The 22,389-nt window shown below is 54.8% G+C and carries 19 protein-coding genes; 15 read left to right on the plus strand and 4 right to left on the minus strand.

Features of this window, described 5'->3' with window-relative positions; translation table 11 throughout:
• Positions 1-160 precede the first annotated feature (160 nt).
• The gene (locus tag KQI26_RS13900; protein WP_216504875.1) at positions 161-832 is read right to left on the minus strand and encodes a hypothetical protein; all 672 of its coding nucleotides are present in this window, start codon (positions 830-832) and stop codon (positions 161-163) included.
• 334 nt (positions 833-1,166) lie between these two features.
• On the opposite strand from KQI26_RS13900, the gene mraZ reads away from it, so the two are divergent.
• From mraZ to ftsZ, 11 genes are all read left to right on the plus strand, one after another.
• Positions 1,167-1,583, plus strand: coding sequence for a division/cell wall cluster transcriptional repressor MraZ (gene mraZ, locus KQI26_RS13905; protein WP_118428149.1), 417 nt, complete (start codon positions 1,167-1,169; stop codon positions 1,581-1,583).
• Positions 1,584-1,616: 33 nt separating this feature from the next.
• A complete protein-coding gene (gene rsmH, locus KQI26_RS13910; RefSeq protein WP_216504876.1) occupies positions 1,617-2,576 on the plus strand; it encodes a 16S rRNA (cytosine(1402)-N(4))-methyltransferase RsmH in 960 nt (319 codons plus the stop codon).
• Positions 2,566-3,060, plus strand: coding sequence for a septum formation initiator family protein (locus KQI26_RS13915; protein ID WP_216504877.1), 495 nt, complete (start codon positions 2,566-2,568; stop codon positions 3,058-3,060). Before rsmH ends, KQI26_RS13915 begins: the two co-directional genes overlap by 11 nt.
• Before the next feature lie 87 nt (positions 3,061-3,147).
• Complete coding sequence (locus tag KQI26_RS13920; protein ID WP_216504878.1) at positions 3,148-5,436, plus strand: penicillin-binding transpeptidase domain-containing protein; 2,289 nt, start codon at positions 3,148-3,150, stop codon at positions 5,434-5,436.
• 24 nt (positions 5,437-5,460) lie between these two features.
• On the plus strand, positions 5,461-6,921 hold the full coding sequence (locus tag KQI26_RS13925) for a UDP-N-acetylmuramoyl-L-alanyl-D-glutamate--2,6-diaminopimelate ligase (RefSeq protein WP_216504879.1): 1,461 nt from the start codon (positions 5,461-5,463) through the stop codon (positions 6,919-6,921).
• 123 nt (positions 6,922-7,044) lie between these two features.
• Entirely contained in the window at positions 7,045-8,031 is a 987-nt protein-coding gene (gene mraY / locus KQI26_RS13930; RefSeq protein ID WP_371744189.1) for a phospho-N-acetylmuramoyl-pentapeptide-transferase, read from the plus strand.
• Between the two features lie 51 nt (positions 8,032-8,082).
• Positions 8,083-9,228, plus strand: coding sequence for an FtsW/RodA/SpoVE family cell cycle protein (locus tag KQI26_RS13935; protein WP_216504880.1), 1,146 nt, complete (start codon positions 8,083-8,085; stop codon positions 9,226-9,228).
• Between the two features lie 42 nt (positions 9,229-9,270).
• A complete protein-coding gene (murG, locus tag KQI26_RS13940; RefSeq protein ID WP_216504881.1) occupies positions 9,271-10,395 on the plus strand; it encodes an undecaprenyldiphospho-muramoylpentapeptide beta-N-acetylglucosaminyltransferase in 1,125 nt (374 codons plus the stop codon).
• 109 nt (positions 10,396-10,504) lie between these two features.
• Entirely contained in the window at positions 10,505-11,761 is a 1,257-nt protein-coding gene (gene murA, locus KQI26_RS13945) for a UDP-N-acetylglucosamine 1-carboxyvinyltransferase (protein WP_216504882.1), read from the plus strand.
• Between the two features lie 93 nt (positions 11,762-11,854).
• Positions 11,855-12,553 (plus strand): cell division protein FtsQ/DivIB, encoded by a 699-nt coding sequence (locus KQI26_RS13950; protein WP_216504883.1) that lies wholly within the window; start codon positions 11,855-11,857, stop codon positions 12,551-12,553.
• 63 nt (positions 12,554-12,616) lie between these two features.
• Positions 12,617-13,792: a cell division protein FtsZ gene (gene ftsZ, locus KQI26_RS13955; RefSeq protein ID WP_216504884.1), complete on the plus strand. Its 1,176-nt coding sequence runs from the start codon at positions 12,617-12,619 to the stop codon at positions 13,790-13,792.
• A gap of 138 nt (positions 13,793-13,930) precedes the next feature.
• Here the strand turns inward: ftsZ and KQI26_RS13960 are convergent, their stop codons facing one another.
• Both KQI26_RS13960 and KQI26_RS13965 read right to left on the minus strand, forming a co-directional pair.
• On the minus strand, positions 13,931-15,013 hold the full coding sequence (locus KQI26_RS13960; protein ID WP_216504885.1) for a hypothetical protein: 1,083 nt from the start codon (positions 15,011-15,013) through the stop codon (positions 13,931-13,933).
• A gap of 42 nt (positions 15,014-15,055) precedes the next feature.
• Complete coding sequence (locus KQI26_RS13965) at positions 15,056-16,132, minus strand: copper amine oxidase N-terminal domain-containing protein (protein ID WP_216504886.1); 1,077 nt, start codon at positions 16,130-16,132, stop codon at positions 15,056-15,058.
• A gap of 175 nt (positions 16,133-16,307) precedes the next feature.
• Here KQI26_RS13965 and KQI26_RS13970 point away from each other — a divergent pair, with 175 nt between their 5' ends.
• The 3 genes from KQI26_RS13970 to KQI26_RS13980 all read left to right on the plus strand — a co-directional run bounded on the left by KQI26_RS13970 (position 16,308) and on the right by KQI26_RS13980 (position 19,501).
• Complete coding sequence (locus KQI26_RS13970; RefSeq protein ID WP_216504887.1) at positions 16,308-16,748, plus strand: NfeD family protein; 441 nt, start codon at positions 16,308-16,310, stop codon at positions 16,746-16,748.
• A gap of 46 nt (positions 16,749-16,794) precedes the next feature.
• The gene (locus KQI26_RS13975; protein WP_118748197.1) at positions 16,795-17,712 is read left to right on the plus strand and encodes an SPFH domain-containing protein; all 918 of its coding nucleotides are present in this window, start codon (positions 16,795-16,797) and stop codon (positions 17,710-17,712) included.
• 406 nt (positions 17,713-18,118) lie between these two features.
• On the plus strand, positions 18,119-19,501 hold the full coding sequence (locus KQI26_RS13980) for a sodium:alanine symporter family protein (protein WP_216504889.1): 1,383 nt from the start codon (positions 18,119-18,121) through the stop codon (positions 19,499-19,501).
• 66 nt (positions 19,502-19,567) lie between these two features.
• On the opposite strand, the gene KQI26_RS13985 is transcribed toward KQI26_RS13980, so the two are convergent.
• On the minus strand, positions 19,568-21,169 hold the full coding sequence (locus KQI26_RS13985; protein ID WP_216504888.1) for an ABC-F family ATP-binding cassette domain-containing protein: 1,602 nt from the start codon (positions 21,167-21,169) through the stop codon (positions 19,568-19,570).
• Between the two features lie 211 nt (positions 21,170-21,380).
• Between KQI26_RS13985 and KQI26_RS13990 the strand changes: the two genes are divergently transcribed.
• Positions 21,381-22,052: a uracil-DNA glycosylase gene (locus KQI26_RS13990; protein WP_118748200.1), complete on the plus strand. Its 672-nt coding sequence runs from the start codon at positions 21,381-21,383 to the stop codon at positions 22,050-22,052.
• The last annotated feature ends 337 nt before the right edge of the window (positions 22,053-22,389 follow it).

Here is a 22,389-nt window from a genome sequence, read left to right on the forward strand (position 1 = left end):
AATCTATTATTTCAACAATGAACGACCCGTCCGCAAACTAAAAGGAAAACCACCAGTCCCATATAGAACAGAACTGGTGGCATAAGAAATTTTGTGTCTACTAACTATTGACTACTTCAGATGAAAGATCGGCGGGCTTTTGGTTTTCTGAATGGAGTGGTTAGCTGTGAGAAGAGGGGTCCGAAGGATCGGTGGGGAGCAACTCTTCAAAGGGGTCGTCCTCGGGGGACTCGGGAGGGGCTTGGTTGTCCCACTGGGCGATGCGTTCGGGGGATTCTTCCTCCTCCAGTGTTTCCTCCGGCCAGGGACTGGTGCCCGGGGGAGGAGCAGAAGAAGCACAGGGAGGGCAGGTGGGCTCTTTCCGTTCCCGGATGGACTGCACCAGCACCACCAGAGAGACGCCGGCCAGAAGGCAGGCAGGGATCAGCTGGAAGATGACAAAGCCGGGGAGCAGGCGCATCTGCATATGGGATACCATGCGCAGGAGGAACACCAGATAGATGCCCGACTGGATGTACAGGGCATAGACTGCCGCACGGGGCATTTTCCGGCTGCGAAAATAGAGCAGAAAAGTGAGATCACACAAAAAATTCAATGCCGACCAAAGGTTGAGGGGCATGGAATGGGAAAAAAACAAAAGCAGAGAAACGACGCAGGCCGAAAGACCGGCCCAGCCCACCACATCGATCTGGCGCAGGGAAACGGGGTGCTTGAGAACAAAACCCCGCAGCACCAGCAGAGAGCTGATGGCACAGTAAAAAAGGCCGGTGAGGCCGCCTAACAGATCGAGAAAAAAGGCAAAGCCCGGGTTGGGGTTGATTTGAAAAAACATAGAGATTCTCCTATGAAATGGGGAAAATATTCACACTTCATCTTTTGATATGCTACCACAAGGAAGATAAAAATGCAACGGAGAAGGAGGGGGAAAGGGAAAATGATCCAGAGGAAAAGAGAGCGGAAAATGTCGAAAAACAGAAAAAACGAACATCTGTTTGATGTGTCGAAAATCCCGTGTTTTCACATAAAATGGCGGCTTTTTGGTAAAAAATAATTATGAAAAGCACTTGCAATTCATACAGGCCAACGGTATAATAAAAGAACAAAGTGGCGGAAAGTGGGGAACAGTGCCTGAAAGTACACACCGGAGGAATCAGGGTGGTGAAAGAATGCACGGCGAATTCGAACACAATATCGACGCCAAAGGCCGCCTGTTCATTCCGGCCAAGCTCCGGGAAAAGCTGGGCAGCAGCTTTATCATCACCAAAGGTCTGGACGGCTGTCTGTTTGTCTATTCGGCAGAAGCCTGGGATGTGTTGGAGGAAAAGATCAACCAACTGCCCATGTCCCGCTCCCGCAATCTTCAACGATTTTTCTTTTCCAGTGCTGCCGATTGCGCTCCTGATTCCCAGGGGCGGGTGCTGATTCCCCAGAATCTGCGGGAATACGCCGGGCTGCAGAAGGAAGTGACCGTCATCGGCGTCTCCGGACGAGTGGAGATCTGGGACAAACGCCGCTGGCAGGAATACAACGGAGAACTTACATCGGAAAGCATTGCCGAGGCCATGGAAGACCTGGGCTTCTAAAGGGGCCATTGCCCCGGAGAGGGGGAGGTCCCTGTGGAATTCAGTCATAAATCGGTTTTGGCTCAGGAATGCATGGAGGGCCTTCGCATTCATCCCCAGGGCATCTATATGGATGCCACTACCGGCGGGGGAGGCCATTCTCTGGGCATCGTCCAGCGTTTGGGAGAAGGCGGCCGCCTGATCTGCATCGACCGGGACGATGACGCACTCCAGGCCGCGGGAAAGCGCCTGGAGCCTTACCGGGATAAAATCACCTTTGTGAAAAGCAATTTTTCCGATATCGCCGCCGTGGCAAAAGACCTGGGGATTTCTCAGGTGGACGGCATCCTCTTTGACCTGGGGGTGTCTTCCTATCAGCTGGATGCCATGGAGCGGGGCTTTTCCTATATGAACGATGCGCCTTTGGATATGCGCATGGACCGAAGCCAGAGCTTTACGGCCGGTGATGTGGTCAATGGATACAGTCAGGAAGAACTGAAACGCATTTTGTGGGATTACGGCGAGGAGCGGTACAGCGGACGGATTGCCGCGGCCATCTGCCGCCGCAGAGAAGAAAAACCAATCCAGTCCACTGTGGAGCTGGCCGAGATTATCCGGGGGGCCATGCCGCCCCAGGCGCTGCGGGAAAAGCAGCACCCGGCCAAACGCAGCTTCCAGGCTATCCGCATCGAGGTCAATGGAGAGCTGCGGGCGGTGGAACAGGCGGTGCAGGACAGTGTGGATCTGCTGGCTCCCGGCGGGCGTCTGGCGGTGATCAGCTTCCACTCCCTGGAGGACCGGATCGTCAAGAATATTTTTGCACAGCAAGCCAAAGGGTGCATTTGCCCGCCGGAATTCCCGGTGTGCGTCTGCGGCCGGAAGCCCCGGCTCAAGCTGGTGCATCGAGGAGTCATTACAGCCGGAGAGGAAGAGCTTCGGGACAATCCCAGAGCTCGTTCTGCCAAGCTCCGGGTAGCGGAAAAAATCGAGGGAGGCGATGACAATGGCATATGAACACAAGCGCTCGCCCGCTTCCCGCCAGAGCGTGGCTTATGATTATGCCACTCTCCAGCAGCAGGAGCAGGATCTCCGGCAGCGGATGCGGGTGCACAAGGGCAAAGTCAAGCCCAAAGTGCCCTACGGCAAGTACAGCGCCATTTTCTGCGGCGTTTTTGCAGCATTGCTTGTCATTGTGTTCAACTTCATGCAGCTGACCCAGCTGACAGGGGAGAACGCCGCCCTGAAAGATGAACTGGAGACATTGCAGAGCGATGCCAAAGCGCTGGAGGCCAAAAAGAAGCAGATTTTCAATCTGACCTATGTGGAGGACCGGGCCCGCAACGCTTTGGGCATGATCAAAGCCGATAAGAGTCGTGTGGAATATGTGGATCTGTCCCAGGAGGACAGTGTGGAAATCCCTCAGCAGGAAAGCGAGACCCCGGCCTTTCTCAGCAGTCTGATGAAAACTTTCAATGCCGTGGTGGAATATCTGAAATAGCGCAAGCAATATAATGTGGATGAGAGCGAGTAAGCAGAGTGGGAAATGATGTTTCTTGCTCTCATTTTTTAATGAACAGGTGAGAAAATGTCCAAAAAAGCCAACAGCATGACACGCCGCCGCATTTTGTTTGCGGCGGCGGTGCTGGGGGTGGGCGCCTTCGTGATCGTGGCGGGCCGGCTGTTTCAGCTCCAGGTGCTCAATTACGAGTTTTACGAGGAAAAAGCCATTGCCCAGCAGACCAAAGATACCACGATTGAGCCCATGCGCGGCACCGTTTACGACTGCAATATGAAGCCCCTGGCCATCAGCGCTTCAGTGGAGATGGTCACATTGGAGCCTCGCAAGATTGCTGACGATGAACAGGCCCAGATCATCTCCCAGAACCTGGCGGAGATTCTGGATATGGACTATGAAACGGTCTATGCCAAAGCTTCCAAAACAGATTCGGCCTATGAGGTGATCAAGCGAGGAGTGGAAAAAGAAGTCGCCGATGAGGTGCGGCAGTTTAAAAGCGATTACAACGAGAAAATCAAGGAATACAACGAAGGAAAGCCGGAGGACCAGCAGAAAGAAGCCATCACCAGCATTTATATGGCTCCCGATACCAAGCGGTATTATCCTTTCGGCAACTTTGCGGCGCAGGTGCTGGGATTTGTGGGAAGCGATAACCAGGGTCTGGCCGGCATCGAAGCCAAGTACGACAGCTATCTCACCGGCACCCCCGGGCGGGCCATCCGGGCCACCAATGCCAACGGGGAGGAAATGCCCTTCGATTATGAGATGTACTATGAGGCCGAGGACGGCAATGACATCATCCTGACCATTGACGAAGTGATCCAGCACTATCTGGAGAAAAATCTGGAGATTGCCGCTTACGACAACAACACCCAGAACCAGGTGGCCGGTATTGTGATGGATGTGGACACCGGCGCTATTCTGGGCATGGCGACCAAGGGGGATTTTGACCCCAACGATCCCTTTACCATCACCGACGAGCAGAAGGCTCAGGAGTTGGCCGCTATCACCGATGAGGAGGAGCACTCCGAAAAACGCAATGAGATCCTCCAGGCCCAGTGGCGGAACAAAGCGGTGACCGATACATATGACCCCGGTTCCACCTTCAAGATCCTCACCGCCTCTATGGCGCTGGAGGAAAAGGCCATCACGGTGGACAGCACTTTCTATTGCCCTGGCTACCGGATGGTAGAAGGCTGGCCTCAGCCCATCAAATGCTGGTATTATCCCCGGGCCCACGGCAGCCAGAACCTGTACCAGGCCATTCAGAATTCCTGCAACCCGGCCTTTATCGACATCGGCCAGGCGGTGGGAGCCAAAACATTCTTGGAATATTACAAGGCCTTCGGCCTGGATGAGCCTACGGGCATCGATCTGCCCAGCGAAGGCAAGAGCATCTTCCACTCGGAAGAGCAATTCTTGTCCAACAAGGTAGACCTGGCCACGGCCAGCTTTGGACAGAACTTCCAGATCTCTCCGCTGCAGCTGATCACGGCGGTGTCCGCCGTGGCCAATGGCGGCAACCTGATGAAGCCCTATATCGTCAAGGAGATCCTGGACAGCGACGGCAATATTGTGGAAAGCACCGAGCCCACTGTGGTGCGCCAGGTGATTTCAGAAGAGACATCGGAACTGATGTGTGATATACTGGAAACCGTGGTCAGCGAAGGCACCGGTAAAAACGCCTATGTGGCCGGTTATCACATTGCCGGCAAAACCGGTACATCGGAGAAAAAGGCCAAACAGGCAGAAACCGGCCGTAACGACCTGCGTATTTCCTCCTTTATCGCCTTCGCTCCGGCGGACGATCCTCAGGTGGCCGTTCTGGTCATTCTGGACGAACCGACTGTCCAGCCGGTGACCGGCGGTATCACGGCCGCTCCCGTCATCCGGCGGATTATGAGCGATATCCTGCCCTATCTGGGAGTGGAACCCACTTACACCGCCGAAGAGCTGGAGGAAAAGGATGTGTCGGTGCCCGAAGTCATCGGCATGACCAAAACCGAAGCGGAAAGCGCTTTGAGCAAAGTGGATTTGGATTATCGAGTGGTGGGCGACGGAGATACCGTCACCGATCAGCTGCCCAGTTATGGCTCGGCCATTCCCGGCGGCAGTCAGGTAGTGCTCTATATGGGAGCGGGAAAACCCACAGAACCGGTACAGGTGCCCGATGTGACCGGCCTTTCGGTGTCGGCCGCCAGGGCTCAGCTGGAACGGGCGGGGCTTTATATGAAGGGCTCCGGCGCTGTCAGCAGCTCGGGAAATGTGGTGGCAAGCAAGCAGAATATCACCGGCACCGCGGCCATGGGCACGGTGGTGACGGTAGAGTTTACCGACCTGGATCAGCGGGCCGAATAATGGAATGGGAAGGTGACACGAAAGATGAAGCTCATGGAACTGCTCAGCAATGTGGATGTGGTGAAATACGCCTGTGACCAGCAGGTGGATGTAAAGGGACTCTGCTATGATTCCCGGAAGAGTGCACCGGGAGAGGCTTTTGTGGCCATTCGGGGCTTTCAGACCGATGGGCATAAATACATTGCCCAGGCCGCAGAAGCAGGGGCGGCGCTGGTCATCTGCGAAACGCCGCCGGAGATCAGTGTGCCCTATGTGCTGGTGCGGGATTCCCGCCTGGCCCTGGCCCAGATGAGCGACAATTTCTTCGGTCATCCGGCTCGGGGGATGAAGGTCATCGGCGTCACCGGCACCAATGGCAAAACCACCACCACCATGCTGGTGAAGGCCATTCTGGAAGAGAGCACCGGCGCCACCGTGGGACTGATGGGCACCAATGCCAATTACATCGGCCAGAAGGAACTGCCGGCCCAGCGCACAACGCCGGAGTCCTATGAGGTATTCCGCCTCCTCTCGGAGATGAAGCAGGCCGGGTGCCAGTATGTGGTGATGGAAGTCTCTTCCCACGCATTGGAGCTGGATCGGGTGTACGGCATTCCCTTTGAGGTGGGAGTGTTCACCAATCTTTCCCGGGATCATCTGGATTTCCATGGCACCATGGAAAAATATCTGAAAGCCAAAAGCCGGTTGTTCTCCATGTGCCGTTTCGGCGTGGTCAACCGGGACGATCCCGCCTCGGAATACATCCTGGAAAAGGGCAGCTGTCACTTCCAGACCTATTCGGCCCAATCGGACGACGCCGATCTGGTGGCTAAGAATATCAATCTGAAAAGCGATCGGGTGGAATTTGAAGCGGTGGTCACCGGGGCTATCAACCGGCTCACCCTGGGAATCCCCGGTATGTTTTCGGTGTATAACGCCTTGGCCGCCACTGGCTGCTGCCTGGCACTGGGGGTTTCTCTGGCGGATATCGCCCTGGCCATGCGTCATGCCCATGGCGTCAAGGGCCGGGCCGAGGTAGTGCCAGTGCCGGCGGATTACACCGTTCTGATCGACTATGCCCACTCTCCTGACGGTATCGTCAACATCCTCAAAGCGGTGAAAGGCTTTGCCAAAGGAAGAGTGATCGCTCTGTTTGGATGCGGCGGCGATCGGGATAAGACCAAGCGGCCGCTGATGGGCAAAGCCGCAGCGGAGCTGGCCGACTTCTGCATCGTCACATCGGATAATCCCCGCATGGAAGATCCCCGGGCCATTATCGAGGATATCCTGCCTGGGATGAAGGGCATCGCCACTCCCATGGCGGTGATCGATGACCGGCGAGCGGCCATTGTCTATGCGCTGGAAAACGCCCAGCCGGGAGATGTGGTGGTGCTCATGGGCAAAGGCCATGAGACCTATCAGGAGATCTGCGGTGTCAAGCATCACCTGGACGAACGGGAAGAAGTGGCAGCCTATTTTGCCGCAAAGAACAAAGCAAAGCAGTAAAGCAAACCAAGGAAGAATAAGAAAGGCCGCGTTTGCGCGCAGCGCCATCTGGCTGCTGCGCGCACACCCATGCTGTGGGGAAGGGACGGGCTTGGGACATAAGCTCAAATTGGGGGAAGAGGAATGATGAAAGCAGCGATCTGCGCCTTTGTGGTGGCATTTGCCCTCACGGCGGTGCTGGGAACGCCGGTGATCCGGTTTTTGAAAAAACTGAAATTCGGACAGAAGATCCTGGAGGATGGCCCTACCTGGCACATGAATAAGCAATACACTCCCACCATGGGCGGAATCATGTTCATCGCCGGGCTGGTGGGTGCTTTGTGTGCATGCCTTCCCGCCATTTGGGCGGCGGCCGATCTCCGGCCTGTGCTGATTTTTGCCCTGTCTTTGATTTTTGGGCTGATCGGCATGGTGGATGACTATACCAAGATCAAAAAGAAGCAGAACCAGGGCCTGACACCCCTGCAGAAACTTCTGCTTCAGATTGCCGCAGCGGCGCTGTTTGTCACGGTGCTCCGCTCCATGGGATATATCACCGGTCATGTGTACATTCCCTTCGTCAATGTACTGTGGCAGGTGCCCTGGTTTTTGTATCTGCCCTGCGCCATCTTTGTGATCGTAGGGGCGGTGAATGCCGTCAACCTCACCGACGGCATCGATGGCCTGGCCGCTTCGGTGACAGCGGTGGTGGCGCTGTTTTTCTCCGGGGTGTTCCTGGCCCTGGGAGACGGCTCGGCCGTTTTTTCCGCAGGTCTTCTGGGTGCCCTTCTGGGCTTTCTGATCTATAACAAAAACCCGGCCCGGGTCTTTATGGGAGACACCGGTTCGCTGTTTTTGGGCGGTGCTGTGTGCGGCATGGCGTTCGCCTGTGATCTGCCGTTGATCCTGGTACCGGTGGGTATCATCTATATCGCCGAGACCTTGTCCGATATTATCCAGGTGACCTATTTCAAAATGACCCATGGCAAGCGGATCTTTAAAATGGCCCCGCTGCACCATCACTTCGAGATGTGCGGCTGGAGCGAAAAAAAGATCGTCTTTGTGTTTACCGCCATCACCTTGGTGATGTGCATCGTTTCTTATCTGGGCATCGGGCCGTTTCTGGCCTGATGTCCGCCGGACCTTTGGAGGTGCATCCCCATTAAAACCCTAGCGGCCAGCGTGGAATTGGGCTCGAAACCCATCCGAAAACGGAGCAAGAAGCGTCAGAGTATCGATCTGCCCTTTTTGATCCTTACCATATTGCTTTTGAGCATCGGCTTGATTACCCTGTTTTCCGCAAGCTATGTGGATGCCATCAACAGCACCCAGTCCGGTGACGGCGCTTTTTATTTCAAGCGTCAGGGAATGTTCGCCCTGGCCGGCATTGTCTGTATGCTGGCGGTGGCCTTTTGTCTGGATTACCGCAAACTGCATTATCTGGCCATCTTTTCCATGGTGGTTTCGGTTTTGCTTTTGGTGGCCGTTATTTTTGTGGGTGTGGAGCACAATGACGCCCAGCGCTGGCTGAAGATCGGCGTGGAGTTTCAGCCTTCGGAGATCGCCAAGTTTTCCGTCATATTGTGTTTTGCCAGCATGATCACCGTGTGGGGGCCAAAGAAAATGCGCACCTTCCGGTATGGTATTCTGCCCTTTGTGTCCATCATCGTGCTCATTGCGGCGCTGCTCTATTTTGAACCCCATCTGTCGGCCACCGTTATCATCGGCGCCACCGGCATGGTGATGGTCTTTTTGGGCGGCGCCAATCTGGCCTGGCTGATCAGCATGGCGGCCTGCGGTGTGGGCGGCGTTGTGGGGCTGATTTTCTTGCTTCCCCATGCTATGACCCGTGTCAAAGTGTGGCTAGACCCCTTCAGCGATTTCCGGGGCAAGGGCTGGCAGGGAGCTCAGTCCCTGATGGCCGTGGGCTCCGGCGGCGTGTGGGGCCTGGGACTGGGGCAGGGGCGGCAGAAGCATCTGTTTTTGCCGGAACCGGCCAATGACTTTATTTTTGCTGTGATCTGCGAAGAGCTGGGCATGGTGGGGGCCATCCTCATCATGATCGTTTTTGCTGCTTTGATCCTGCGGGGGTATCAGATCGCCCTGCGGGCTCCCGATCGGTTCGGAAGCCTGCTGGTGGCGGGGATCACCACCCAGATTGCCATCCAGACCATTTTCAATATGGGCGTTGTCACCGGTCTTTTGCCGGTTACCGGCGCCGCGCTGCCCTTCTTCAGCTATGGCGGCACTTCACTGATGATGCTCCTGGCGGAAGTGGGGGTTATTTTGTCGGTGTCCCGAAGGATTCCGGCCCCGGAGCAGGGATAACAGCATCACACAAACAAAGAAGAGAATGGAGCGAACAGAGCCATGAAGATCCTTTTTACGGGAGGCGGCACAGCGGGCCATGTGAATCCCGCTCTGGCTGTGGCGGGATATATCCGCCAGCAGGACCCCTCGGCGGATATCCGTTTTGCCGGGGCTCAGGGCGCTATTGAAGAGCGGCTGGTCAAGCGGGCCGGCTATCCCCTTTATACTTTCCCCCTGGCAGGGCTTTCCCGGAAACTGTCCCCCAAGGGACTGAAACAGAATGTGGAGGCGCTGAAAAAAGCGGCCAAGGCCAGCCGGCGGGCCGAAGAGATTCTCAAAGAATTTGCCCCCGATCTGGTATTGGGCACCGGAGGCTATGCCAGCTATCCCGCTGTGCGGGCGGCCGTGCGCCGGAAGGTGCCCTGCGCCATGCTGGAGGTCAATGCCACACCGGGGATGGTGGTCAAGCGGATGAGCCGGAAGGCCGACTGCGTTTTCATCAGTTTTCCGGAGACTGAACCCTATCTGAAAGGGGCAAAAAAAGTGGTGCTCACCGGCAGTCCGGTGCGGCAGGAGATTCTGGCGGCCCGGCCCAATGGTCTGAAAGAGCGGCTGTTCCCCGGAGAGAAGGGGCCGCTGGTGGTTTCCTTCTGGGGCAGCGTGGGCGCTTACTATATGAATCAGAAGATGAGCCGATGCATTCAGCTGTGTGCTCAGGAGAAAAAATTCTGCCTGATCCACGGCGCTGGACGGAACAATTATCAGTGGATGCCGGAGACCATCGAGAAAATGGGAGTCCGGCTGGACGAGGCCAAAAACATCGATTTGCGGGAATATATTTTTGATATGGACCAGGTGCTCTGCGAAGCCGATCTGGTGATCTGCCGGGCGGGAGCTTCCACTTTGGCGGAGATCTGTGCCGCCGGGAAACCTTCCATCATCGTTCCTTCTCCCTATGTGGCCGACAACCACCAGGAGAAAAACGCCAGAGTGCTGGAAAAGAGAGGGGCTGCGGTGGTGCTGCTGGAGCAGGAGACCACCGGCGACAAGCTCTATGAAACCGCTTGCCAGCTCCTGTCTCAGCCGGACAAGTTGGCCGAAATGGGCCGCAGAGCCAAGGAAATGGCGAAAACCGATGCTGCCGACCGGATCTATCAGCAGATCCGCGCAGTGGCCGGAGTGTAACAGAACAACCACCGACGAGCCGGCATAGTATGGGGTAACAACATACGCCCCCCTTTGCCCTTTGACGGCAGGCGCGGGCGCGGGCGGATCGTCCACAGGAGGAAATACTATGAGCAGGCTTATCATTGAAGGAGGCCGGCCGCTGGAAGGGTCAGTTCGGGCCGGAGGCGCCAAAAACAGCGTACTGCCCATTCTGGCCGCTACCATCATCAGCGGCAGTGAAAGCATCATACATAATTGTCCCGATCTGCGGGATGTGCATTCGGCCATTGCCATTCTGCGTCATCTGGGCTGTCGGGTCAGCCAGGAGGGCCACACGGTGACGGTGGACTCCGCACCCATGGACCGGTGGGATATTCCCGATCATCTCATGAGGGAAATGCGTTCTTCGGTGATCTTTCTGGGGCCGATCCTGGCCCGGTGCGGCAAGGCCCGCATGACCTTTCCCGGCGGCTGTGAGCTGGGGCCTCGGCCCATTGATTTGCACCTGGCCGCTTTGCGGAAGCTGGGGGTAGCCATCCAGGAGGAGGGCGGGCAGATCACTGCCTGGTGTGAAAAGCCGCAAGGGTGCGATATCACCCTTTCTTTGCCCAGTGTAGGGGCTACAGAAAACATCATGCTGTTTGCCACCGCCTGCCCTGGGGTCACCTGCATTGTCAATGCGGCCCGAGAACCGGAGATTTGGGATCTGCAGCAGTTTCTCCAGGGGATCGGCGCCTCTGTTTCCGGCGCAGGCCACCACGATGTGCGGATCGGCGGACAAATCGCTTTGAAAAAGAACACCCAGCATCGGGTGATCGCTGATCGGATCGAGTCGGCCACATATTTGTGCGCTTGTGCTGCCGCTGGCGGGAAGATCACGGTGGAGGACACCGAGCCCTCCTATTTTGCCTCTGTGACCCAGCTGCTGGAGGAGAGCGGCTGCGCACTCCAGGTGGGGGCCGATCGGGTGACCATTCAGGCACCGAAGCGGCTGCGCAGCGTGGGACCGGTGCGCACCATGCCGTATCCGGGTTTTCCCACAGACGCCCAATCGCCTTTGATGGCGGCCATGTGTCTGGCCCAGGGCACCACGGTGTTTACTGAGAATATCTTTGAAAACCGCTATCGCCACTGTGCCGAACTGATGCGCATGGGGGCGGATATTCAGGTGGAAGGAAGATTGGCTCTGGTGCGTGGAGTGGACCATTTGACGGGAAGCGCTGTCAAGGCCACCGATCTGCGGGGCGGCGCCGCCATGGTGGTGGCCGGTCTGGCTGCTCAGGGGGAGACCAGCATCAGCGAAATCGACCACATCGACAGGGGATATGAGAAGATCGAAAAGGCATATGCTCAGCTGGGAGCCTGTATCCGTCGGGAGGAATAGACCGGTGGTGGAAGTATGAAGAAGAAAAAAAGCAGTGCCCCTCCTGGGCCAAGGCCGAAAAAACGGCGGCGGCACAGGCGGGGTCCGGGAATATTGATCAGTCTGCTGTGTCTGGTGCTGATCTGCGCCGCGATTTTGGCGGCGGTGACGGTGTTTTTCAAGGTCAAACGAGTCACGGTATCCGGTGAAAGCCGGTACAGTTCAGAGGAAGTGCTGGAGGCCGCCGGGATTGCAGAAGGGGAAAATTTGTTTTTCCTCAACAAGGTGGCCATCACCAACCGGATCTTTCGGGATCGACCGTATCTGGACACCGTCTCCATCCGGCGGAAGTTTCCCGATACGGTGGAGATCGTTTTGCAGGACTGTGTGCCATCGGCTGTGGTCTCTTTTGAAAACCGATATTGGCTTGTGGATAAAAAAGGAAAAATATTGGAAGAAATTTCAGAAGAGCAGACAGCGGGGTATTGTTTGGTCACAGGGCTTGAGCTGGAAGACCCTCAAGTGGGCGAATATTTGGATTTTTCCCAGCAAGAGCAGGGAAAAGCCCTGTCAATCATATTGAATACCGCAGAAAATAGTGGTATACTGAAAGAAATTATGGGAATCGACATGACGAAACTGTTCGAAATTCGATTGCAGTATACAGAACGCTTTGTGGTGGAATTGGGAACGGTGGAGGAGCTGGAGAAGAAAATCAGTTTCCTCAATCAAGTGGTGGAACGGTTGGGAAGCACGGACACCGGTGTGATCGATCTCACCGATCCCCAGACCGCTCGTTTTCGTCCGCAATGATCCGCATTGGGGGACGAAGCGTTTTTAAGGAAAAAATACATTGTGAGCAAGGTGGAGGCAGTTATGGGCTTTTCGTTTGATGCAGGAACAGAGAATAATGTAAATATTAAAGTAGTAGGCGTGGGCGGCGGCGGCGGCAACGCCGTCAACCGCATGATTTCCAGCGGTATCCGGGGCGTGGACTTTATTGCCGTCAATACGGACAAGCAGGCTCTGAACTATTCGGCGGCCACCATCAAGATGGCCGTGGGCGAAAAGCTCACCAAGGGCCTGGGCGCCGGCTCCAATCCGGAGATCGGCCGGAAGGCTGCGGAGGAAAGCGCCGAAGAACTGAAAAAGGTGCTGGAGAGCTCCAACATGGTCTTTATCACCGCCGGCATGGGCGGCGGCACCGGCACCGGCGCCGCTCCCATCATCGCCCAGATCGCCAAGGAAATGGGCATTCTGACAGTGGGTATCGTCACCCGCCCCTTTGCCTTTGAGGGCAAGAAGCGCACCGATCAGGCTACCGCCGGTATCATGCAGCTGAAGGAAGAAGTGGACGCTCTGGTCACCATTCCCAATGAGCGGCTGAAATATGTGAGCGAACAGAAGATCACATTGCAGAACGCCTTTGAAGTGGCCGACAGCGTGCTGCTTCAGGCGGTGCAGAGCATCAGTGAACTGATCACCGTGCCTGGCCTGATCAACCTGGACTTCGCCGATGTGTCCACCATTATGCGCAATGCCGGCTATGCCCATATGGGTATGGGCCGTGCTTCCGGTAAGGACAAGGCCGAAGAGGCCGCCAAGATGGCCATTCAGAGCCCGCTGCTGGAGACTTCCATCGCCGGGGCTCGGGGCGTTATCCTGAACATCACCGGTTCTCCCGATATCGGCCTGGAGGAAGTGGAGCAGGCCGCGGCCATGGTGCAGACCTCAGCCCATCCGGAAGCCCATATCATCTTCGGTGCGGCCATTGATGAGAATCTGGAAGACGAAGTGAAGATCACCGTCATCGCCACCGGCTTTGACGACAAACCGGCCATGCCCAAAGAGCCTAAGGCGGCAGCGCCTTCTCAGGAAGCAGCTCCTCAGGCCCAGGCTCAGCCCGCAGAACAGGGAGACGGACAAGCTTCCCAGGAGCCTCAGGCTGCACAGAACGAGGAAGAGGGCCGGGCGGCCACCAGCAAGGAAGAGAAGGACCGGGCGTTTGAAGAGATCCTCAGCATCTTCAACAAGCAGCATCGGAGCTTCTAAAAAGCTGTTTTGCAGGCTGGATTTTCCATATAATATAGCGAAGAAGTACAAGGAGCGGAAAGTTTCCGCTCCTTGTTTTTTTGTTTCTCCCTGGAGAAAAGAAGAAGCTCTGCAGGCCGTAAGGCTTGCAGAGCTTTTTTAGCTGAGCCGCGAGGGAAGGGAGATGGGAAGCACGGGGGCCAGCAGACGAAAATCGGAAAAGGAAAAGTTGTAGGAGGAGTCCAGAAGAAGAGGGCGGAGGCAGCCATCCAAAGCAGGGGGATGATACAGGAGCAAGTCGATGTAACAATGCTCCGTGCCGGTGGCGCCACCCAGCACAATGCCTTTTTCCTGGCCGCTTCCCCGGGGCCCCAGCGCCTGTTGGATCTGCTGTTCCAACTGATAGCGTATGGCGTCGGCTTCTTCTGTGCCCAGATATTCTTCCGGGGTAAAGGTGAGAAAACAGGCACTGGCTCCGTACTCTCCCAGGCCTTCCAGGTTTTCCGTCCGTCCGGCATAATAGTCATTGATCAGACCGGTGTAACAGGTGGAGCCCTGGATCACATCAAAGCGGGGCAACGGGCTTTCCTGGGGATGAAAACCATAGGGGACATATTGCTCATCCGGACGCTGGATCTGGGGCAGGCCCAAGGCTTCCATGGCCTCCAGCAGCCGACTTTTCAAATCGGTGAGGGGGAACATTCCCTCTTCCGGTTGGGGAAGGGGCTGTGCTTCTGAAATATAGATATGGCTCATGCTTTCCCCCAGGGTCAGATCCAGCAGCTGGTAAAAGGCTGTCAGGCTGCTGGGCTGTTCCAAAGAACACAGCTGGGGATGGTAAAAGGACAGGCGGAAGGTGCCGGTGGAGGGCTCAAAGCCTATGTCGATCAGTACCTCGCCGCTGGAAAAGCAAAGATCAAACATGGAAAAATCGAAAGGAGTGCTGCCCTGCCCCGGCAGCAGAGGGCGAAAAGTCCAGCTGTCCAAAGCACCTGGCTTGCGGCTGACCAGGTAGGGCAGAAGGTAAAAGAGAGACTCTTTTCCTTCGGCGGCAAAGGTGAATTCCCGATGGCCGCCCATGGTATATTGCAACTGGGAGGACAACAGGGATACCCCCTGATCCACAAAAGCGATCACTTGCTGAGGATCATAAAGGGCAGGATGATCGGCCATTTGGGCAAGAACCGGTTCGTTTTCCACGAACCATTGCCAAAAAGCGTCGGCTTTTTCGGAAAATGTCAAGAGTAAACGCCTCTTTCTGTTCTATTTCATCCACAGAGCAGATCAGCTCTGGGAGTAGGATTTTGTGGTGTCAATGCGAATGGTGCGGCTGCTGTTATCCCACAGCACCTGGAAATTCAGAAGCTCAGCCAGATCCCGCAGTTTGAAATAGTTGTTGCCGCCGATGTTGTATTTTTGGGTGTCCACTGTCCGGCCGTCCAGACTGAGAGCGTCTTTGGGCTGACGGCCCAGGGTGGGAGTGGTGCCCAGAGGCAGGGAGATCTCTCCTGCCACCGGCTGATAGGGTTTCCCACGCTCGATGGATACCTGGCGGGTCATGTTGTCCCAACCTACATTGTACTGTTTGTTGGTGCCATTGAGGGCTGCAGCCAGATCCCGCAGCTTGAAATAGTTGTTGCCGTCGATGTTGTAAACTCCCAGGGAAAGAGGAGAACCGTTGATGGTCACCGAAACCTGGGTGGGAAGGGCCAGCACCGGGGCCGGGGAATAACTTTGGAGAAATTTGTCCACATCCTGGCTTCGGTAACCGCCGGAGAAGAAGCTTTGGGCTGTGAGCGTGTCATTCTGGGTGGCAAAGCCCTCCCAGAAACGATCCATAGCGGTGCGGTATTCGCTGCCAGAAACAGTGGCAAGCTGACCGCTTTTCCACATAAAATAGGAAGTGGAGTTTCCATTTTCCTGATAGGCAAAGCGCTTGCGGCACAGGAGCTGTCCGTTTTCCATAGACAGCTCCCACAGAGCATATCCGCCGGCCGGATCATTCCCCTCACAGGTAAGAAGAGTTTCTCCGGTTTCAGAGTTGAAGGAAAGACGAAGATTCTGCAAAACGGAGGTAGGAGTTTGACTGCCAGGGGCCAAAGAAAGTTCCATCAGTTTTCCATTGGAACAGGTGGCCAGGGGGACGAGGGGGGACAAAGGTCCGCTGCCGCCGAAAAGCTCCGGCGTACCGTCCAGGTCGATGTCGGCCAGCAGAAGATAATGGGGATCGCCGTCGGAGAGCAGAGTGCGGATCTCCCCTTTGTAAAGGGTCTGCCAATCGTACTCCACAGCCCGGGGAGAGAGGGCCAGAACAAAAGCGAAACACAGGGCCAAAAAGCCGCTGCGGAAGATTTTTTTCATATGAAAAGCTCCTTGTTGCAATATAATATTATTATAGCATGAGAGCCAGGGATGGAACAAGGGGGCAGAAAACTTTGCAGGTTTCCTGCAAGGATTTTTACAGAAGATGATGGGGAGATATAGACAGAAAGCGGGAAAAATGGTATGCTGAACATAGAAAACGAGGTGATGATTTATGCCGATTGCCATGCCTGTTGTGTGGCTCATTGCAGTGGTTATTTTTGTCATTTCCGAAGCGGCGACAATGGGACTGACCTCTATTTGGTTTGCCTGTGGCGCTTTGGTGGCCATGATTGCCGCTTTGCTGGGCGTAGGCCTGTGGTGGCAGCTGGCCCTGTTTGCGGCCGGTTCAGCGGTGCTGCTGGCGACCACCCGTAAATGGGTTGGTAAGCTGAAGCTGGGGAAAAAGCCCACCAATGCCGACCGGATCGTGGGACAAAAAGCCGTTGTGATCCAGGAGATCCACAACCAGATGGCCCAGGGACAGATCCGGGTGGGCGGCCAGGTCTGGACGGCCCGCAGTACGGATGAGGCGCCCATTGCTCAGGGTACTGAGGTGGAAGTGGTGCAGATCTCCGGTGTCAAAGCCATTGTGCAGCCCTGGACAGGAAAGTAAAAAGGGAAAAGAAAAAGAGAAAATCTGATTTATGGAGGGAGAAAGTATGTTGTTGGCTGTTTTAGCAAGTTCGCCCCTGCCCGTCATTCTGTTTGTCATTCTGGCAATTTTTGTGCTCATCGTGTTGGCCTCCTGTGTCACCATTGTGCCTCAGGCCAGCGCCTTTATCGTGGAGCGGCTGGGAGCCTATAGCGGCACCTGGGAAACCGGTCTGCATTTCCGGATTCCTCTTTTGGAAAAGGTGGCAAACAAGGTGACTCTGAAAGAGCGGGTCTCGGACTTCCCGCCTCAGCCGGTGATCACCAAGGACAATGTAACCATGCAGATCGATACTGTGATTTATTTCCAGGTCACCGATCCCAAACTGTTTACTTATGGCGTGGTGCATCCCATGGCGGCCATCGAAAACCTGACGGCTACCACTCTGCGTAACATCATCGGCGAGTTGGAACTGGACCAGACCCTGACCTCCCGGGATATCATCAACACCAAAATGCGCACCATCCTGGATGAGGCCACCGACCCCTGGGGCATCAAGATCAACCGGGTGGAGCTGAAAAATATCATCCCGCCCAAGGAGATCCAGGACGCCATGGAGCGGCAGATGAAGGCCGAACGGGAACGCCGGGAAGCCATTCTGCGGGCCGAAGGTGAAAAGCGTTCTGCCGTTCTGGTGGCCGAAGGCGAAAAAGAAGCTACCATTCTGCGGGCTGACGCCAGCCGTCTGGCCAAGATCGCTGAAGCCGAAGGCGAGGCCGAGGCTCTGCTTAAAGTGCAGACCGCTCTGGCCGAAGGCCTTAAGCTGCTGAATGATGCCGCTCCCACCGACAGTGTGGTGAAGATCAAGGCTCTGGAGGCCTTCGCCAAGGCTGCCGATGGCAAAGCCACCAAGATCATTATCCCCTCGGAGATTCAGGGGATCGCCGGTTTGGCCGCTTCTGCCAAAGAAGTGTTCAAAGATTAAAAAGCGTGAAAGGGCCCGCTGTAAAATGGGCCAGTAAAAAGACAGGCTGCGCACCCCAAAAGAGGTGTGCAGCCTGTCTTTTTGCGTTCCGAATGACTTTGGGTTCTGCAGGTTTCCGATCCGGATATCTGAAAAATGACGGTGCAGCAACACGAAAATCGAAAGGTATTCCACTAGGACGCAAGTGAATTGCTGGGGATGGTTTGGTGTATTTTTTCTGGACTAGTATCAGCAAATCATACGAGAGTTTACACATAATTCTTAGCACTGTTCACAAAAAGGCAGTATCCTTTCAGAAACAGTATGAACAATATAGACAAATGACAAGTGTATATGATATAATGTGCCAACCAGTGCATGATCAAGATTTTAAAGGAGGAAAAATATGGAAATATTAAACGGCATCATGGAAATATTAAACGGCATCATTGAATCACTGACGGAGGTTCTGTCCGGCAAAATTCTTGTTGTATTGCTTGTGGGAACCGGCATCTGGTTCACCGCCAGACTGGGCTTTGTGCAGTTCAGGGAATTCGGAAGCGCTTTCAAGGCGGTGTTCGGAAACATTAAACTCAAGGGGGATAAGGCGGATAAAAATGGAATGAGCTCCTTCCAGTCCCTTGCAACGGCCATCGCAGCTCAGGTAGGTACCGGCAATCTGGCCGGCGCGGCTACCGCTATGGTAATGGGAGGGCCAGGTGCCATTTTTTGGATGTGGATCAGCGCCATATTTGGCATGGCCACCATTTTTGCAGAGGCGACTCTTGCTCAAAAGTATAAGACAGTTGGAGAAGACGGCGAAATAACCGGCGGACCTGTTTATTACATAAGAGCGGCTTTCAGAGGACGCCTTGGCAAAACCCTGGCTGCTGTGTTTGCCATTCTCATAACCCTCGCTTTGGGATTCATGGGTAATATGGTTCAGGCCAACTCCATTGCAGATGCTTTTAAAGGAGCCTTCGGCATAAATCCCATGGTAATAGGAGTGGCAGTAGCTGCGCTGTCTGCTTTTGTTTTCATTGGCGGTGCAGCCCGTGTAGCATCTATTACGGAAAAAATCGTTCCTATCATGGCCGCCTTCTATATTTTGGGCGCCCTTGTTATCATCGTCATGAATTACGGCATGATTCCCGAAGCGTTCAGACAAATTGTGGTGGGAGCGTGGAATCCCGGCGCGGCCATTGGCGGTTTTGCCGGTGTTGCAGTCTCTCAGGCTGTAAAATACGGTATCGCCCGCGGCCTTTTCTCCAATGAGGCCGGTATGGGCTCTACACCGAATGCCCACGCTCTCGCAAAGGTCAAGCATCCCTGTGATCAGGGTATGGTTGCCATGATGGGTGTATTTATCGATACCCTTGTAATACTGAATCTCACTGCTCTCGTCATTCTTGTCACAGGTCAGCTTCAGTCGGTAAATCAGACTTTGAGCGGAGCGGGCCTTACACAGATGGCCTTCAACATGGGATTCGGCAATTTCGGTAAGATATTCATCGCAATATGCATGTTCTTTTTTGCCTTTTCCACAATTGTCGGCTGGTATTTCTTTGGCGAAAAGAATGTAAAATACCTTTTTGGTCCCAAAGGCGTCAGACTCTATGCTTTGATCGTTGTCATTCTCATCGTTGTAGGCTCTGTCCTGAAGGTAGAACTTGTATGGAATCTTTCGGATTTCTTCAATAGTTTGATGGTAATCCCCAATGTTCTCGGCCTTCTGGCTTTGTCAGGTGTTGTAAGCAAGCTCTACAAAGAGTGGGAAACATCAAAAAAGGCTGGTAAAAACAAAAAATAAGTGATAACAAACAAAAGGGTCCGTCACAGAACATTTCTGTTCTGCGACGGACCTTTTTTATGTTGCTCAGTTTTCGATGCCTTCCATTTTTTCCAGATATTCGTCATAGGTGCACATCCGGTCCACAAAGCCATCGGGTTTGAGGCAGATGATCCGGTTGGCGATGGTCTGGATGAACTGGTGGTCATGGGAGCTGAAGAGCACATTGCTCTTGAAATCCATCAGGCCGTTGTTGACGGCGGTGATGCTTTCCAGGTCCAGGTGGTTGGTGGGCTGATCCAGCATGAGCACATTGGCGTTTTTCATCATCATCCGGGAGAGCATGCACCGCACCTTCTCGCCGCCGGAGAGCACCTGGGCGCTCTTGAGCACATCGTCTCCGGAAAAGAGCATTTTGCCCAAAAAGCTGCGGAGGTAGGTCTCAGTGATGTCGTTTTCGGAGAACTGTTCGATCCACTGGAGCAGATTTCCCTGGAAATCATCGAAAAAGGCGGAATTGTCCCGGGGAAAATAGCTGGTGGTGATGGTGGAGCCCCACTTGAATTCCCCTTCGTCCGGTTCCAGCTCGCCGTTGAGAATACGGAACAGGGTGGTGGCGGCGTTTTCGTTTTCGCCGATGAAGGCGATCTTATCTCCCTTGTTCACCCGGAAGGATACCCGGTTAAGAAGCATTTCCCCGTCCACCATTTTACTCAGGTTGGTGACGGTGAGGATTTCCTTGCCCGGCTCCCGGTCCATGGTGAAGCCCACAAAGGGATAGCGGCGGGAAGAAGCCGGCATTTCGGTGACTTCCAGCTTGTCCAGCAGCTTGCGACGGGAGGTGGCCTGCTTGGACTTGGATTTATTGGCGGAAAACCGCTGGATAAAGCTTTGCAGCTCCCGAATCTTCTCTTCGTGCTTTTTGTTCTGATCCCGGATGAGCTTCTGCATCAGCTGGCTGGATTCATACCAGAAGTCGTAGTTGCCCACATAAAGCTTGATTTTGGTATAGTCGATGTCCACAATATGGGTACATACATTGTTGAGGAAGTGCCGGTCGTGGGATACCACGATGACGGTGCCCGGATAGTCCTGGAGGAAGTTTTCCAGCCAGCTGATGGAAAGCACATCCAGGTCGTTGGTGGGCTCGTCCAGGAGAATGATGTCGGGCTGGCCGAAGAGGGCCTGTGCCAGAAGCACCTTCACCTTTTCCTTGCCCTGGAGGGTTTCCATCTGCTTTTCCAGGATATCCACCGGCAGGCCCAGGCCCTGGATCAGGCGGGAGGCTTCACTTTCCGCTTCCCAGCCGTTCATCTCGGCAAATTCCCCTTCCAGCTCGGAGGCCCGGATGCCGTCCTCGTCGGAAAAGTCCGGTTTCATGTAAAGGGCTTCTTTTTCCTTCATGATCTCATACAGGCGGCTGTTGCCCATGATGATGGTGTCCAGCACGGTATATTGATCGTAGGCGTAGTGGTCCTGCTTGAGTACGCTCATCCGCTCGTTCTTGCCCAGGGAGACCTCGCCATGGGAGGGTTCCAGCTCGCCGGACAGGATGCGCAGGAAGGTGGATTTTCCGGCGCCGTTAGCGCCGATGACGCCATAGCAGTTGCCGGGGGTAAATTTCAGATCCACATGGGAAAAAAGATTCTGGCCGTCAAAATTCAGGCTCACATCGGTAACTGTGATCAAAGGTGGTTCCTCATTTCTCCGCGCCGGGTATTCTGTCTGCTTTGTGGTCCCTTCTCCTGCGCGGCGGGGAGTTTGAGGGAGCGAGACCACAACATGGTATCATATTTTATGTAAAAATCAAGGACTTTTCAGTAAACAATCGGTGGACAGAAGGAAAGCGGGCGTGTACAATAAAATCAAATGGATTTCATTTCGGGAAAGGACGGAGTATATGGTTCATATCGGAAATGACTGGGACGAGCTGCTGAAAGGGGAATTTGACAAGGAATATTACCAGAAGCTGCGCAAATTCCTGGCGTCGGAGTACCGCAGCCGTACCATTTATCCCTCGATGTACGATATTTTCAATGCCTTGAAATATACGCCCTACCATGAGGTGCGGGCGGTGATTCTGGGCCAGGACCCCTACCATGGCCCCGGCCAGGCCCACGGGCTCAGCTTTTCGGTGCAGAAAGGGGTGCCGGTGCCCCCGTCCCTCAACAATATTTATCAGGAACTGGAAGATGATGTGGGATTTCATCGTCCCAGTCACGGCTGCCTGACCCAATGGGCCCAGGGAGGGGTGCTGCTGCTGAACACGGTGCTCACTGTCCGGGCCCATGCAGCCAATTCCCACCGGGGCATGGGATGGGAGAATTTCACCGATCGGGTCATTGATCTGCTCAATGAGCGGCAGGAGCCCATGGTGTTTCTGCTGTGGGGAGCCAATGCCCGGTCCAAACAAAAGCGCATCACAAACCCCAATCATCTGGTGCTCACGGCGCCCCATCCCAGCCCGCTGTCGGCCTATCAGGGATTCTTTGGCTGCCGCCATTTTTCTCAGTGCAATGCCTTTTTGCAGGAGCACGGCCAGCAGCCCATCCAGTGGCAGCTGGAAGAATAACAGCATAAGAGCGTGTCGAACAAGTGGCCCTTGGCCACTTGTTCGAGTTTTTGCAAGGGGCTGCATGCACGCCTTTGGCGTACACTTGCCCCTTGAGAAGTGCAAAAACCGACGCACCGGTCGCCGGTTTTTGCGAATTGATAAGAGGTAGGACAAACGGTTTCTTGGCGCTATCCAGGTTTCTCGACAGTCTGAAGCATAAAAAACTCCCGGCGTGTTGAACTGCACCCCATTTGTTAGACAGTATGATATACTATCTAACAGATGGGGTGATTTATTATGTCAAGAGGAAAACCAAACAAACGATACACGCCGGAATTCAAGAAGCTGGTCGTAG

Source organism: Intestinimonas sp. MSJ-38, from assembly GCF_018917925.1.
Taxonomy (GTDB): Bacteria; Bacillota; Clostridia; order Oscillospirales; family Butyricicoccaceae; genus Pseudobutyricicoccus.

Coding starts and splice junctions, on each gene's coding strand:
- KQI26_RS13900 (WP_216504875.1), bottom strand. CDS start 832: ATGTTTTTTCAAATCAACCCCAACCCGGGCTTTGCCTTTTTTCTCGAT.
- mraZ (WP_118428149.1), top strand. CDS start 1,167: ATGCACGGCGAATTCGAACACAATATCGACGCCAAAGGCCGCCTGTTC.
- KQI26_RS13915 (WP_216504877.1), top strand. CDS start 2,566: ATGGCATATGAACACAAGCGCTCGCCCGCTTCCCGCCAGAGCGTGGCT.
- KQI26_RS13920 (WP_216504878.1), top strand. CDS start 3,148: ATGTCCAAAAAAGCCAACAGCATGACACGCCGCCGCATTTTGTTTGCG.
- KQI26_RS13925 (WP_216504879.1), top strand. CDS start 5,461: ATGAAGCTCATGGAACTGCTCAGCAATGTGGATGTGGTGAAATACGCC.
- mraY (WP_371744189.1), top strand. CDS start 7,045: ATGATGAAAGCAGCGATCTGCGCCTTTGTGGTGGCATTTGCCCTCACG.
- murG (WP_216504881.1), top strand. CDS start 9,271: ATGAAGATCCTTTTTACGGGAGGCGGCACAGCGGGCCATGTGAATCCC.
- murA (WP_216504882.1), top strand. CDS start 10,505: ATGAGCAGGCTTATCATTGAAGGAGGCCGGCCGCTGGAAGGGTCAGTT.
- ftsZ (WP_216504884.1), top strand. CDS start 12,617: ATGGGCTTTTCGTTTGATGCAGGAACAGAGAATAATGTAAATATTAAA.
- KQI26_RS13965 (WP_216504886.1), bottom strand. CDS start 16,132: ATGAAAAAAATCTTCCGCAGCGGCTTTTTGGCCCTGTGTTTCGCTTTT.
- KQI26_RS13970 (WP_216504887.1), top strand. CDS start 16,308: ATGCCGATTGCCATGCCTGTTGTGTGGCTCATTGCAGTGGTTATTTTT.
- KQI26_RS13975 (WP_118748197.1), top strand. CDS start 16,795: ATGTTGTTGGCTGTTTTAGCAAGTTCGCCCCTGCCCGTCATTCTGTTT.
- KQI26_RS13980 (WP_216504889.1), top strand. CDS start 18,119: ATGGAAATATTAAACGGCATCATTGAATCACTGACGGAGGTTCTGTCC.
- KQI26_RS13990 (WP_118748200.1), top strand. CDS start 21,381: ATGGTTCATATCGGAAATGACTGGGACGAGCTGCTGAAAGGGGAATTT.